Source organism: Sphingobacterium tabacisoli (assembly GCF_017908035.1).
In the GTDB taxonomy this organism is placed as follows: Bacteria; Bacteroidota; Bacteroidia; order Sphingobacteriales; family Sphingobacteriaceae; genus Sphingobacterium; species Sphingobacterium tabacisoli.
Window position 1 is genome coordinate 590,299 of sequence record NZ_JAEQMU010000002.1, and the last position, 15,039, is coordinate 605,337.

Sequence of the window (15,039 nt, forward strand, 5' to 3'; positions counted from 1 at the left end):
ATTAGGTGTAAACAATATAAGATTATAAAAATGAAACTATCATATATCATAATAGCAGGTTTGTTATTGACGATGGGGGCTACTTCATGCAGGAAATATGTCGAAGTCGAGCAATATAATAGACGCGAATTAAAGTATACGACCGACTATCAATATTTATTAAATGATTTCAACTTATTTGGACAGGCATTTAGTATTCCAGTCATTTCGAGCGATGATATCGTTATCACTATGGAAGCACGTCAGAATACAACTGCAGATGATGTTTTTTGGCCCTTTACCTGGGCGGATCAATATTTTGCAGACGGTTTGAAAGATGCTACATGGGATGATTTGTATAAACAGATTTATACAGCAAACACAGTTATAGAGGGGGTGATGAATAGTGAGAATGGATCTGATAAAGAAAAGAAAGCTATTTTTGCAGAAGCTAAGCTGCAACGCGCTTATGCTTATTTTATCTTGGTAAATCTTTATGGAGAGATTTACAACCCCGCTACAGCAGCTTCTTCCATAGGTGTTCCTTTGTTGACGACACCAGATCTGTATGCTTCATTGGATCGTGCTTCGTTAGAAACAGTCTATGGTCAAATTGTGACGGATCTAACAGAGGCGGCTACGGGATTGCCAATAGTAGCGTCTAATAATCGTCATCCAAATGTTGGGACATCACATGCTATGTTAGCGATGGTTTACTTGCAAATGCGCGAGTTTGATAAGGCGTTTGAACAAGCGGACAGGGCTTTATCCTATCATGACCAGTTGTTTGATCTGAGAGAGTTAGCATTAGGCAATGTAACATTACCATTTTTAATTGCTAATCCAGAGACGTTTTTGTCTAAGAAGAATAAGCGTACGTATATGGAGCAGTTAAATCCTAGTACCCTTAGTAAGTTTGCTGAGAATGATTTACGCTTTACAAAATTAATTCAAAACTTACAATTTCAGCAAAATGTTCCTGCTGATGCCAAAGGGTTGGTCAAATGGTATAATGGTGATGGTGTTGAAGTCGGACCTACAGTAGCTGATATGTTGCTCATCAAAGCAGAGGTGTATGCTAGAAATGGTGATGCGCAAAAATCTATGGATCAGGTGAATATATTAAGGAAAAAGCGTTTCCTTGTTGAAGACTATACTGATTTGGTAGCTACTAGTTCTGATAATGCATTAGATTTGGTTATAGAAGAGCGGCAACGGGAGTTTATCGGTACAGGTAAAAGGTGGTTTGATATGCGTCGCTTCAATCTTGATGTTCGTTTGGCCAAGGAATACAGTCGGACATTTAGAAATGTTGAGCATAAGCTGGATGTCAACAGTAATAAGTTTGTGTATCCAGTCGCTGATTATTACTTGAATTTCAATCCAGAAATAGGTCAAAGTCCCAGATAATATAACGTAAATACATAATATGATGAAGAAAATAGTTTTAGCCGTATTCTTATTGATGGGAATTACCCTGCAAGCACAGGAGCAACCCTACAGCTCTGCTGTCTTTCCTTCCCAATCGGGTAAAGTAGGACAGAACTTACGTATACTTTATGATGCCAAAGGAGGAGATTTAGAGTTTAGCGACGAAGTATCTGTTGCTGTTTATCGGTTTCATAATGATATCTGGAAGATGGAACAGTTTGCTATGAAATCCGTAGGCAATAAGCAATGGGAGTACCTGTATCCAGTTTCCGACTCGACGCTTTTTGTTGGTGTGAAGTTCTTTCAAGGAGATCTCTATAGTCCAGAAATTTTAGATAATAACAGTAATAAAGGCTATGGACTGAAGATTTTTGATCGCAAAGGAAAAGCACAGAAAGGCAGTTTTTTAGCTGAGGCTTCGTTTATTGTGCCGACTTTAGCGAGGGGAGCAATTATCAACTATTATGAAGGAGAGCCATCTTTAGATAAAACATATTTGTCGGGGATTATTAGAGAAGAGGAAAAACTATCGGGAAATGCTATTTCATCAAGATATAAATTATACCTAGGTGCTCAACGTCTGCTTTTGACCGATCAGGAATTGGCACCTGTAGCGGAAAAGGTCGTGAATCAGCTATTGTCCGACAGGTCTATATCTGCTGACGATTTGGGCGATTTACAGTTGTTTTTACAACATCAGATTAAGCAAGATAGGTTAGCAGAGCAGGTAGGCAAACGTATTACCGAACAATATCCAAAAAGTGCTACTGCACGTTTTGTTGCTTATAGCAATATCCGAACGTCGAGTAATAATCTAAACGAGGTGGTGGCTTCATATGAGGATTTTTTAAGTCGCTTTCCGATTACGGAGTGGCAAAAAAAGCCGGACAATAAAGGTTTTATTTATTATGCTGTGTACAGGGGCATAGGTACTGGGTATTTTGATACCAAGCAGTTCGATAAATTTCAGGCGCTGTTCAAAGATATTGACTTCCGGACTTCCAACGAGTTGTTGCGATGGAATGTCATGCGGGCTTATATGTTTAATACAGTAGGAAAAGACTCGCTCTATCATATTGCCGAGCCTCTTATTCAAATGCTTATCTCCAAAAAGGGCGATGGTTCTTATAGGAGCGATTTTATGAACAAACAAGCCGCCGATTCTAATATGAACAATCAAATGGATGATCGCTTGTTTACGCATATTTCCCTATTGAATGATTTGGGCCGTTACGATGAAGCGCGCAAATATTTCTTCGAGTTATCGGATAAAGGTAAGTATGGCAATGCCGAATTGAACGATATCAATTTGCATGTACTCGAAAAACTTGATGCAAAGCACGATATTCTCCCTTTATTAGAGATGAGTATCAAAGCTAACGCCGTGACTCCTCGTATGTTTGATACCCTCAAGTCGCTATATATGAAAAGTCATTCAGGGAGTTCAGAAGGTTATGATTTATACCTGACCAGTTTGCAATCTGTTGATCAACGAGCCGAATTAGAAGCCTATGTTAACGAGCATCTTAACATCAATTATCCCATTCCAGATTTTTCTATGGAGAATGCCGATGGAGGCTTTGTAGATCAGGATAATATCAAGGATAAGATCGTGGTTATGGATTTTTGGGCTACCTGGTGTCGTCCGTGTATAATGGCATTCCCAGGGATGCAATTGCTCGTAGACAAATATACCAACGATTCTCAGGTAGCGATCTATATGGTAGGTACGATGCAAACAGGCGATTACCGTACCAAGTCCGTTAATTTTGTGCGAGGAGAGGGATACCGATTTACGTTATTGCACGATGCAGAAAATGAAGTAAATGGGCAGCAAGATAAGCTATTCAAATCTTTAGTCACACCAATATTCAAGGACTCGTCTATTCCACGTAAGATCGTAGTTAAAAATGGCGTTATCCGTTATTCTTCAGGAGGATATTCCGGTAGTCCGAGCAAGCTAATGGATGAGCTTTCACTGGTTATCGAAAAGCTGAAGAGTGAATAGTTTACAGTCGTTTCGCAAACGTATTAATAAGAATTGTTGAGATTATAAATTATAACAGATAGATGAAAAGAACAGGAATACTTCTGGGTATGGTCGGAGTAGCTTTTTCGCTACAGGCACAGATGAATCCAAAGTATAAGTTTGAAGAAGCATTGAAATTGATTCAGGACAATTACGTCGATCGCGTCAATGATGAGCATTTGGTAGATGCAGCTATACGTGCCATGATTGCAGACTTGGATCCGCATTCGCGCTATACCAGTAGAGAAGAAGCAGAGGCTATGCGTGAAGGGATGAGCGGTAGCTTTGCAGGAATTGGCATCCAATTTTTGAAAAGCGGAACGCAGACATTCGTTACGGTAGTTAATCCCGATGGACCCGCTATGAAAGCAGGTGTACGGGTAGGGGATGAGATTCTGGCCATCGACGGCGAATCCATCAATGGAGAGACTTGGGGGAATAAAGAAATTATGCTTAAGCTGCGTGGAGAAAAAGACGTACCTGTAGTTCTTGGTTTACTTTCTCCTGGCACGACTGAGCAAAAAGATATTCGTATCGTACGGGGTAATATTCTAGAACGCTCCGTAAGAGAAGCTTACATGGTCGATAAAGAAATCGGTTATATCGGTCTATCCATTTTCAATCTCTCCACGCGTCAAGAGATTGATGGCGCAATCCAGAAGCTACAGGAGCAGGGGATGAAGAAATTAATTTTGGATTTGCAGAGTAATGGGGGAGGTTATGTGCAATCGGCAATTGGCGTTGTAGACGAATTCCTGCCGAAAGAAAAGATGGTCTTCTATTCTGTACCTAATGAAGGAGGGAAGGATTATTATTACACAGGCGGTTTTGGCCGGTTTTATAAAGGAGAACTTGTCGTATTGATCGATGAATCTACAGCATCATCCAGCGAGATCGTTACTGGAGCCTTACAGGATTGGGATAGAGCTGTAGTCATAGGGCGTCGGAGTTTCGGAAAAGGATTAATGCAACGCCCCGTACCCTTGTCGGATGGATCAGAAATGCAATTGACCGGAGCGAGGTACTATACGCCTTCAGGCCGCTCCATACAAAAACCATATACCAAGGGTAAAGAAGATTACTTTCAGGATTTTAGCCGCCGGATGGAGTCTAAAGAATTGTTGGAAGAGGGACATGTAGAGTTTACTGATTCTTTAAAGTATACCACTTTAGAGACAAAACGTATTGTTTACGGAGGCGGAGGCATTATGCCGGATCGATTTGTACCTATCGATACCAATGTCTACAGTGGCTGGATGGGAACATTGATGAATACTGGTATTGTGGCTAAGGGTGGTTTTGAATTTGTACAGCAGAATCGTGCTGCACTCCTGAAAGCCTATCCCGATTTCGAAAGCTTTAATAAAAAGTTTAAAGTCCCTATAGTGGTACACCAGCAGGTGGTGGCTTATGCAGCTACAAAATCGGTTGTAGTACCAAATGACACCCATGTGGATGCACATCGCGCAATCGATGTCGAGCTGAAGGCACAGATTGCCTCACTGTTGTATACGGGTGGGGATTATATGGCCAGAGTGCGCAACGAAGCCAACCAAAGTTTCATCAGTGCGTTGGAGGTATTGAGAGACACCAAGATGTATAATTCTTTATTGCATAGCGATATTGTTGGAGAGAAAGCAAAAAAATAGATATAATATAAAAGACGAAGGATATGAAATGGACATTGTTATTGGCTAGTGTATTGCCATTCGCTACATTTGCTCAGCAGGATTATACCATTGAGGGGCAACTTGGCAAGTTAGATAAACCCGCAAAGGCCTACTTGAGGTATAAAGTAGAGGGGCGGGAGGTGATTGATTCCGTGTATTTAGACAAAGGGAAATTTTCTTTCAAAGGATCTGTTCCATCTCCATTAGAGGCTGCTATACGTGTGGCTCATGACGATAAACCTGTAGATCCCACAAAGCCGGTGAAATGGGACTTGTTTCCTTTCTTTTTGGAAGGGCAGCATATAAAGATTTCTGCTTCAGATTCTATTCAGAATGCCGTCGTGTCAGGATCACCATTGAATGACGAGAACAAGCGTGTTAATGATATGTTGGCTCCTATTTATGCACAGTATGAAGCTTTAAATAAAGAATATGCGTCCAAATCTCCCGCCGATCAGCAGGATATGAAATATTTGCAATCGTTAGATGATCGCGCTGAGGCAATAAAAAAGCAAACAGAAGATACTAAATTGGAGTATATCAGCAAAAATCCAAAGAGCTACATGTCTTTGATGGCCTTAAGTTCCATTCTAGGGGATGGATTTGATGCTGTAGCGTTGGAGAAGGTTTTCTTGGCATTAGATATCTCGTCTCAAAATACAGAGTTGGGACGTAAAGTTGCAGATCGCATTGCACAGGTGAAAAAGACACAAGAGGGGGTTGAGGCCCCGGATTTCACACAGCCCGACACGGAGGGCAATCCAGTCAGACTTTCGGACTATCGGGGCAAGTATGTACTGATTGATTTTTGGGCATCATGGTGTGCACCCTGTCGTCGTGAAAATCCAAACTTGGTAAAATCATATGCGCAGTTTAAAGACAAGGGATTCGAGATATTAGGTGTGTCTATGGACAAGGCTACTGATAAAGAGAAATGGCTAAAAGCTATAAAGGATGATGGTCTTACCTGGAAGCAAGTCGGTGATCTTAAAGGTTGGGAAAACGAAGCAGGCGTATTGTACGATGTGAAAGCTATCCCCATGAATTTTCTTGTCGATCCCAGTGGAAAGATCATTGCCAAATACCTGAGAGGCGAGGAATTGGATCATAAGCTGAGTGAGATTTTTAATAAGTAGATTTTTTTTACTTGTTTGTTCTTTTAAGCCGTTTGGGTTACCAAACGGCTTTTTGTATTATTCTTATAAAATCTATTTATATATTTGCAACTATGGCAAATAGCAATAGTTTTGCTATCATTAACACCCAAGCTCAAGATCTGAAGTACAAATGGATAGGTATATTCCCAAAGATGAGATAGCAGAAATACTACTTCGCGTTTCTAAAGGAGATGGTATACGTTTGAGGTTTTGATAGATCTTCGTGATCCAGCAACGACAGAATCTGCAGTAGCAAAAGCCTAAGGTGTAAAAGGTATTCCAACCAAGATAATTATTGATCCCTATGGACAGATAAGGTTCAATACATCGGGGTTTTCGGCTGATGAAGAAAAGGCCGTCAGCGAGTTGGCTGCAATGATTGAATATGCTAAGAAAAGTTAATTAGCAATAAATTGATAACTATGGTAAAGGAGGCGCAGTTGATTTAATTGCGCCTCCTTTGTTTCGGCGGAGAGATATAGTTACAATGAAAATATAATACCTCAGAATTTAGAATGAGTTATGTTACCCACAATATTGTTGGATATTAATTGTACTCTATTAAAAAATCTTCCTTAGGCCTTCTAACCTTTTTCATGTTACGAATCCAATCCCTGTTTTCATCCGCATAACCTAGATAAATCAAAGAAACGCTCTTTAGGCCTTTTTCTGATAAACCTAGTACCTCATCAACCAATTTATTGTCAAATCCTTCAGCAGGCGTACTGTCTATTTTCAATTCAGCTGCCTGTGCTAAAGCTAACCCGAGTGCGATATATGTCTGACGGGCAGTATGCGCAAAGTTATCTGTGGGAGATTGGTCCAGATATATTGATTTCAATTTATCTGTATACGATGCAAACCGGCCACGAGGCAGTTCGCGCTCGTCAGTAGTATAGTCATATACTTCATCGATACGTTCAGCGGTATATTTATCCCACGCCGCTAGTATGAGAATGTGCGAGGCATCGCGCATACAATCCGGATTTAAAGCCCCAGAAGAAATTTTATCTTTAAGGTCTTGATTTTCCACCAAGATTAAACTGAAGGGTTGTAATCCGGATGACGTTGGTGCAAGCCGGGCCGCCTCTACAATCTTCTCTATATCTTCCCTACTTACTTTTTTTGAGCGATCGTACGCTTTTACAGCATGTCTCCATCTCAAATCATCTAATAATGCCATTATATTATATTTTAAAATTATTTTTAATCGTAATTGATACCCTAATACCAACCCCTGGGATGTTACATATACCTAGATAACAGGACAAAAATCAGAGCCAATATTGCTGGGCTACCTTGTTTTAACAAGATACTTCTAGAAGAGGTCAGCGAGCCGTAGAGTGCAGCTATAATGACGCAACTTAGAAAAAACACCCCAATGTTGAAAGACCAGATTGGATCTTGGATGAGCAGAGACCAAATTAATCCTGCTGCCAAAAAGCCATTATATAAGCCTTGGTTCGCAGCAAGCTTTTTTGTTGGGATAAAAAGATCATCAGCGAGAGAACCTCCGAAAATCTTTTTACCTGTAGTCTCCCAGGCAAACATCTCTATCCACATGATGTAGATATGCTCCAGCGCGACAATCCCGGTCAATATCAAAGCTATTGTTTCCATTATAGGTTCTGGTTTAGTTATTGTTCGATACGGTTAGTACGACTGCTATATTACCCCGGGTAGCATTTGAGTAAGGGCATACCTGATGGGCTTTATCAACCAATGATTTTGCAACCTCTAAAGATACATTAGGTATATTAGCATGAAGCTGTACAGTAAGAGCAAAACCTCCATTTTCTATCTGTCCAATGCTTACAGAGGCCGTTACAGTCGTTTCCCCGGTCTGTATATTAGCAAGTTTTATAACGCGGTTCAGTGCGCTATCAAAGCATGCCGAATAACCAGCTGCAAATAACATTTCAGGATTACTGTAATCATCGTTAGCTCCACCTAACGACTTAGGCATACGTACTTCAAGGTCTAGTATACCATTTTCGCTTCTTACATGCCCGTTTCTTCCTCCTGTGGCAGTCACAGTTGTTGTGTATAATGTTCTCATGATTTTTTATTTAAGATTCTGTTTACAATTTCTTTTAATGCAAGTATATCTGCCGTTGCAATTTCCATAGAGGAAAGCAACTGTTCACGTATACCACAAGCCTTCTCCTGTATAGATATTCCCAAATCCGTACATGTGATGTTTACGATTCTTTCATCTTTATCACTTCTTATTCGAGATACATAGCCCTTTTGTTCTAGTCTTTTGAGTAGGGGAGTGAGCGTTCCATTATCCAATTGTAATTTTTCTCCAAGTTCTCCTACTGTCTGTTTTCGTTCTTCCCACAGTACCAGCATTACAAGGTATTGTGGATAGGTAAGGTCAAGTTTTTCCAATAATGGACGGTAGTGGTTTACCATTTCCTTTGCAAGTACATATATTGGAAAGCAAACTTGATTTGCCAGTTTCAACTCATCTTTCATGATTATATCTTTATCTAATACAAAGGTATTGTGAAATTATATTTTACACAATATAGTTTTGTAATTCAAATGTTGTTTTTAGAATTGTTTCCGTTGAGTAGATTATTTGTTTTGTAGGAAGATTTCATGGAGGAAGATGATTGTTTGATATAAGAAGTAAGCCAGCCCTAAAAAAGATTGGATAAATTTACTGTTTTAGTTTTCTAAACAAATTAGCGACAAACTAACTATTGTGGACCTGTCTGAGGATGAAAAATGGTTTATACAGCTACAGCAAAGCAATGAAATCGCATTTAGAAATCTTTATGAAAAGTATAGCGTTCGTATCTTAAAGCGTTTCAGTCGTTTACTGAAAGACGAAAAAATAGCAAAACAAATTTTGCAGGATGTGTTCTTGAAAATCAGGGATAGGCATGAAATGCTGGATACTGAAAAGTCTTTTCGTTCTTACCTATTTCAGATCGCTAAAAATAGAGAAATAGTCATTTTTCATAAAGTTATGCTAGATAATGACTTTATGAATCATATAATATATCTTTCCACAGAAGTATGCCGCCATGCAGAACAAGTCGTTCAGTTTAAGAAAAATAATGCTATTTTTGAAAAGGCATTGAAAATCTTCTGAAGAAATGTCTAGAGGTCTTAAAGTTATGCAAGATTGAAGACAAAATCTATGAAGAGACCGTCAATTTACTGGGAACCTCTACTGGACCTGTCAATGAACATATGGTCAAAGTATTTCGTACTGTTCGTCAGTATCTCAATCTATGTTATTAGTTTTTTTACCAGATATCTTACAATTTGCCGAATAATGCAATGTAAATATGCTTAACTGCCAGTTATAATATAGGTAATCTTCTGAAAATCTATTTATATATTTGTGAACACAATAAAGCTGAGCAAATGCTCCTATCACGATTAACATACAAACAAAATTAGGATCTAATATAGCATGGATAGCCGCATCCCTAAAGACGAAATAGCCGAAATATTACTTCGTGTTTCTAATGGAGATGAACAGGCCTATCGTACCATTTTTGAGGCTTATAAAACATCCATCTACTCTACGGTTTTTAACCTGAGTGACGACGAATTTATCGCTGAAGAAGTCCTGCAGGATACCTTTATCCGTCTTTGGAACTACAGAAGCAAACTGGTCGAAGTTGATAATTTCGATGCCTGGATCTATCGCGTAGCAAAGAATGTGTTCCTGACAAAGATTAAACAATTGAGTCCTTCACAAGAGCCTTTGGACCTTATTATACACGATATCTTCGCTACCCCCAAGACATACAATGATGTCGAATACCGGGAGCTGGAGACGGCATTTGAACAAGCAGTACAGAGCCTATCTCCCAAACAAAGGATCACTTATCAGCTGATAAAGATGGAGGGGCTATCGCGCAAAGAGGTTGCAAAGATACTCGAAGTATCTGCCGAGACTGTCAAATGGAACCTTGACGAGTCCGTTAAAAAAATAAGGTCTACGATGACAGAAATGCTGAAAAACCTACCATTAGTCCTCATTTTATTTTATTTGCAAAAAAAATAAACCTTCCTACCCCCCCAAAAGGAAAGGTAACAAAGTCATATTAATAAAGGATTAGATGTTTTTTGAAACGGTCTAATCCCACTTTCTTATAAACCGTATGAATTATAACGATAGCTATATAGATGTATTGATACAGCGATGTCTGGATCGTACAGCGACTGCCGAAGAACGCAAGGTGCTGTTGCGCGTATTGAAATATACAGATAATGCGCAGATCGAGGGCAAGATCGTCGCTGCATTTCAGCAGAAGCAGGTCAAGCTTGAACCTGGCAATACAGTTTGGGCGGCGATCGAAAAACAGATTGCCGAAGAAACTCCGATAAGACCTATCCGTAGATACAACAAGGGATTACAGTTCGTGAAGTATGCCGCTGCTGTATTGTTGTTTTTAACGATTCCATTATATTTTTTTAGGGATGCTTTGCCTCCTGCCGTTACCGAGTTGAAATTGGTACGTGAGGTGAGCGATATTTTTAAAGATCAGACGCCACGAGTTGCTTCGGAAGAATTTGCAGAAGAGATTCAATTGATTCTCTCTCAGGACAGGAAGGTCAATCTATTAGATAGGGACTCCGCGGCACTCACCAATGCGGAGGAATATATCCATATATCCCGTAGTGATAATCAGATTAGCTATACACTTCAGGATAGCGGCACCCATCTTATGTCTAGCGCCGTGGTATATCATACGATCAAAGTGCCTTACGGTAAGCGTTTTTCTGTCCGATTGATCGATGGTACATTGGTGTCGCTCAATTCGGGCACAGAGCTGCGGTATCCTATTAATACCCAGCAGCAAGATATGGATTTGTACTTGACGGGGGAGGCCTACTTTGATGTTGCCAAATCGCAGAACCGAAAATTTAATGTGCATGTCGACGGTGATCGCTTTAAGAAGGAGCACATGGTTCAAGTGTTAGGAACCCAATTTAACATCAGGGCATTCCCGCACGACAGACAAAGCGTGACCACCCTGTACGAAGGGGCGATTCAGGTGTCTGGGCTTACGGCGCTACCTATTCGCTTGCAGCCATCCAAACAGATCACAGTCGATCAGCACTATGCCATAGCTGCAGCCGATTTGGAAATGAATTCAGCTTGGCTGAACAATGTGTTTTATTTCAAGAACACCGCTTTGGATGAAGCTTGCCAAGAGTTGGAAAGATGGTATGGTATAAAGGTGACCTATAACAGAGGCAAAGAAACGAAGAAAATACTCGCTCAAATATCCAGAAATAAGAGTCTAAAAGATGTATTGGATATGTTGGCCCAGACTTATGATATCAAATACGAATTCCGAGGAAAGGAGGTGATCTTGACAGATTGATACTAGCCAAATAAATTAAAACTATGGTTTTAAAGACCAAGAATTTTTAATCCTAAAATATAAAGAACTAACCAGTCTTTTTTTACATTGTTTATGAAGCAATTTTTTAATAATAATAGATATAGATGCTGCCTGTTGTTTTTTTGCAGCATTCTTTTCATGACGAGTGTCTTTGGGCAGCAACCAAAGATAACGATCCAAAAGAAGGGCATCACCCTAGATGAACTTCTGAATGAACTTCGGAAGCAGAGCGGAGTTGATTTTGTCTCCTTAACTTCCAAAATCGATCACTTTAAAAAGATCGATGCAAATTTTAAAGATGAACCACTGTATCAGGTGTTGGACAAGTATTTTAATGTTCGCTCAGGTGTAGTATACGTTTTCAAAAATAACAGTATCATTTTGATGGACGAGCAGAAGGCACAGATGCGTAGAATCAGCGGAGTGGTACACCGCGAAGACACGGATCGGGAGATGGCCGGTGTGTCGCTATCTTTTCCAGATAAAGGAATTAAGGTCAATACCGATGTAAACGGTAGGTTTGTCATCCAAGTGCCCGAATACGCCAAAGAATTGGAGGTTTCTTACCTTGGATTTAAAAAGAAAAAAATGACGTTAAACCTGGCGAATAATTACGTCATTCACTTATCACCCACCTCCGAAGATATAGATGAAGTCGTGGTGACAGGAATATTCAACCGCTCTGCCGAGAGCTTTACCGGAGCCACTACAACTATTAGTGGCGAGGAAATCAAAAAAATCAATACAAATTCAGTGCTCGCTGCAATATCGGCTGTAGACCCCGCATTCCGATTGGTAGCCAACAATCAGTTTGGTGGCGATATCAATCGCCTGCCAGAGGTGCAGATGCGGGGACAGAATTCGTTTCCGAACCTAAGCGGAGAGCTGTCCAACAACCCCAATGAGCCTCTTTTTATATTGGATGGATTTCAGGTCAACCTGCAACGTATCGTCGATCTTGATATGAATCTTATCAAGTCGATTACACTTCTGAAAGATGCTTCGGCTACTGCTATATACGGCTCGAGAGGGGCAAATGGCGTCATGGTCATTACCACTATACCTCCCGCAGCAGGAAAAGTACAGGTCACTTTTACAAATGACTTTAGATTAGCCACACCTGAATTAGGCGTATATAATCTGTTGAACGCCAAGGAAAAGCTCGACTTTGAGAAGCGTGCCGGATTTTATAAGGGAGCCGTCAATATCAATCAGTTGTCTAGAGATTTTCTTTACAATTCGCGCTTCAAAAATGTCTTGGAGGGTGTAGACACCGATTGGTTGAAGATCCCAACACAGATCGGACGCAGCAACCGTTCTTCGCTACGTCTTCAGGGTGGGGATGAGATTTTGCGGTATGGTCTGCAGTTTACAGCGGATCGGCAAGAGGGGGTAATGAAGGGGCAGGACAGGGACAATTACAGCGGACAGGTCGACCTCAGCTATAACGTAGCTAAATTCCGCTTTATGAACTCTTTGCGCGTATTCCAAAATAAGGCAAATGTATCCCCATATGGTAGTTTCAGCGATTATGTCACTGCCAATCCCTATTTCTCGCCTTATGATGCGGATGGTAATATTCCTTTACTATTGGAAAATGTATCCCATCATCCCTGGTATGAGCCCTTTACTACAATAAACCCATTATATAATACCACGTTACATTCCGTAAATAAATCAGAATACTTTGGTGTGACCAATAATTTTTCGGCACGATATGATATTACGCCTGGATTATTTGTAGAGTCTAATTTCAGTATTACCAAACAGAACGATGGCTCCGATCAGTTTTTCTCTGCGCAGGACTCTAGATTTGCTTCGATAGCAGAGCCAAGTCGTCGTGGATCCTATACAGCACGTACTGGAAAGACATTTGGATATGAAACTATGACCACAGCCAACTATAATGTAAAGCATGGTAAAAGCCAGATTTTTTCAATGTTGGGCTTCAATGCCAAAAGCAGCAACAATGAGTTCTATCAGATCGTTGCCGAAGGATTTCCTTACGATCGCCTGGACAACCTCTTGTTTGCCAATCAATACCAGACGAATGGCAGGCCTACTGGCGATGAAAGTACTACGCGTAATATAGGTATCGTGTATTCGGGCAACTACAGCTATGACAATCGGTACCTAATGGATTTGTCCATCCGTAGAGACGGTTCGTCCCAGTTCGGTACAGACCGCCGTTTCGGTACATTCTGGTCCGCAGGCTTGGGATGGAATATACATAACGAACGCATCTTTAAAGATAGTCCAATCGTTAATAAACTTCGGTTAAGAGCCAATTACGGAAGCACAGGATCGCTCAATATTCCAGCATATGGCGCTCAATTTAGGTACAATTTCGGTGTAGGATCTTCCTATTACGACCAGCTCGGCGCAGTCTTGAACAACTTGGGGAATTACAGCCTAAGCTGGCAGAACGTCTATAAGCTTAATGTGGGAATGGACGCATCACTACTGAACGAACGTCTGGATCTCCGTATGGAAGTCTACAGGGATCAGACCAAGAATGCCTTGACTTCGGTCACATTGGCTCCTTCGACAGGTTTCAGTAGTTATTCGGAGAATCTAGGCGAGCTCCAGAATACAGGGATGGAGTTTTCTGCTCGATATGCTATTATCAATCAGAAGTCAAAGGGGATTTTATGGTCTGTCAATGTAAACGGATTCACGAATAATAATATACTTAAGAAATTGTCCAACAAGCTGAAAACAGCTAATGAGGATCTGAATACGGCCAATGAAAAGCAGATTTATCCGAATGTGCTGTTGGAAGAAGGGCAATCCATGAATACCATATTTGCAGTACGCTCATTGGGTATCGACCCAGCTACAGGTACGGAAATGTTTTTGAAAAAAGACGGTACAACTACTTACGATTGGGATATTAAAGATAAGGTGCCAGTTGGAGTACAACAACCCAAATGGAATGGCAACTTCGGTTCCAACGTGATTTACAAAGGATTTGAATTGAATCTGATCTTTAACTACCAGTATGGTGGAAAGTTATACAACTATACCTTGGTGGACCGTGTAGAGAATGTCAATGTAGCAAATAATGTAGACCGCCGGGCCTACGAGCTGGGATGGACCAAACCAGGTGACGTCGCCTTGTTCAAGCGTATCACGTCCACAGCTAATGCCACACAGGCTACGTCTAGGTTTGTTCAGGATGACAATAACCTGAAGTTGACCTCCGCATCATTGGGCTATAATTTTTATGGCAAAGCCTTTCTAAAACGTTGGGGTATAAATTCGCTAGCAATAACGGCATTGACAAATGACCCGATATGGTGGAGTTCTATCCAGCTCGAACGAGGTACGGACAATCCATTCGCACGTAATTATTCACTATCGCTTCGCGCGAGTTTCTAAATAGAAGAGAT

At 40.6% G+C, this 15,039-nt stretch carries 12 protein-coding genes; 8 read left to right on the forward strand and 4 right to left on the reverse strand.

The window, feature by feature from the left end:
* Positions 1-30: 30 nt before the first annotated feature.
* From JKG64_RS13465 to JKG64_RS13480, 4 genes are all read left to right on the forward strand, one after another.
* Positions 31-1,389, forward strand: a complete 1,359-nt coding sequence (locus JKG64_RS13465) for a RagB/SusD family nutrient uptake outer membrane protein (RefSeq protein ID WP_210354825.1) — start codon at positions 31-33, stop codon at positions 1,387-1,389.
* Between the two features lie 19 nt (positions 1,390-1,408).
* Positions 1,409-3,418, forward strand: coding sequence for a TlpA family protein disulfide reductase (locus JKG64_RS13470; RefSeq protein WP_210354826.1), 2,010 nt, complete (start codon positions 1,409-1,411; stop codon positions 3,416-3,418).
* A gap of 62 nt (positions 3,419-3,480) precedes the next feature.
* On the forward strand, positions 3,481-5,088 hold the full coding sequence (locus tag JKG64_RS13475) for a S41 family peptidase (protein ID WP_210354827.1): 1,608 nt from the start codon (positions 3,481-3,483) through the stop codon (positions 5,086-5,088).
* A gap of 23 nt (positions 5,089-5,111) precedes the next feature.
* Complete coding sequence (locus JKG64_RS13480) at positions 5,112-6,245, forward strand: TlpA disulfide reductase family protein (RefSeq protein ID WP_210354828.1); 1,134 nt, start codon at positions 5,112-5,114, stop codon at positions 6,243-6,245.
* A 568-nt stretch (positions 6,246-6,813) separates the two neighbouring features.
* Here the strand turns inward: JKG64_RS13480 and JKG64_RS13485 are convergent.
* The 4 genes from JKG64_RS13485 to JKG64_RS13500 all read right to left on the reverse strand — a co-directional run bounded on the left by JKG64_RS13485 (position 6,814) and on the right by JKG64_RS13500 (position 8,747).
* Positions 6,814-7,449 (reverse strand): nitroreductase family protein, encoded by a 636-nt coding sequence (locus JKG64_RS13485; RefSeq protein ID WP_210354829.1) that lies wholly within the window; start codon positions 7,447-7,449, stop codon positions 6,814-6,816.
* Between the two features lie 62 nt (positions 7,450-7,511).
* Positions 7,512-7,886, reverse strand: coding sequence for a DUF1304 domain-containing protein (locus JKG64_RS13490; protein WP_210354830.1), 375 nt, complete (start codon positions 7,884-7,886; stop codon positions 7,512-7,514).
* 13 nt (positions 7,887-7,899) lie between these two features.
* Positions 7,900-8,325, reverse strand: coding sequence for an organic hydroperoxide resistance protein (locus tag JKG64_RS13495; protein WP_210354831.1), 426 nt, complete (start codon positions 8,323-8,325; stop codon positions 7,900-7,902).
* Complete coding sequence (locus JKG64_RS13500; protein ID WP_021070500.1) at positions 8,322-8,747, reverse strand: MarR family winged helix-turn-helix transcriptional regulator; 426 nt, start codon at positions 8,745-8,747, stop codon at positions 8,322-8,324. Before JKG64_RS13500 ends, JKG64_RS13495 begins: the two co-directional genes overlap by 4 nt.
* 232 nt (positions 8,748-8,979) lie before the next feature.
* Here JKG64_RS13500 and JKG64_RS13505 point away from each other — a divergent pair, with 232 nt between their 5' ends.
* From JKG64_RS13505 to JKG64_RS13520, 4 genes are all read left to right on the forward strand, one after another.
* Complete coding sequence (locus JKG64_RS13505) at positions 8,980-9,372, forward strand: RNA polymerase sigma factor (RefSeq protein WP_210354832.1); 393 nt, start codon at positions 8,980-8,982, stop codon at positions 9,370-9,372.
* 327 nt (positions 9,373-9,699) lie between these two features.
* Positions 9,700-10,299, forward strand: coding sequence for an RNA polymerase sigma factor (locus JKG64_RS13510; RefSeq protein WP_210354833.1), 600 nt, complete (start codon positions 9,700-9,702; stop codon positions 10,297-10,299).
* Positions 10,300-10,396: 97 nt separating this feature from the next.
* Positions 10,397-11,626, forward strand: a complete 1,230-nt coding sequence (locus JKG64_RS13515; RefSeq protein ID WP_210354834.1) for a FecR family protein — start codon at positions 10,397-10,399, stop codon at positions 11,624-11,626.
* Between the two features lie 159 nt (positions 11,627-11,785).
* Positions 11,786-15,028: a SusC/RagA family TonB-linked outer membrane protein gene (locus JKG64_RS13520; RefSeq protein WP_210354835.1), complete on the forward strand. Its 3,243-nt coding sequence runs from the start codon at positions 11,786-11,788 to the stop codon at positions 15,026-15,028.
* Positions 15,029-15,039 lie beyond the last annotated feature (11 nt).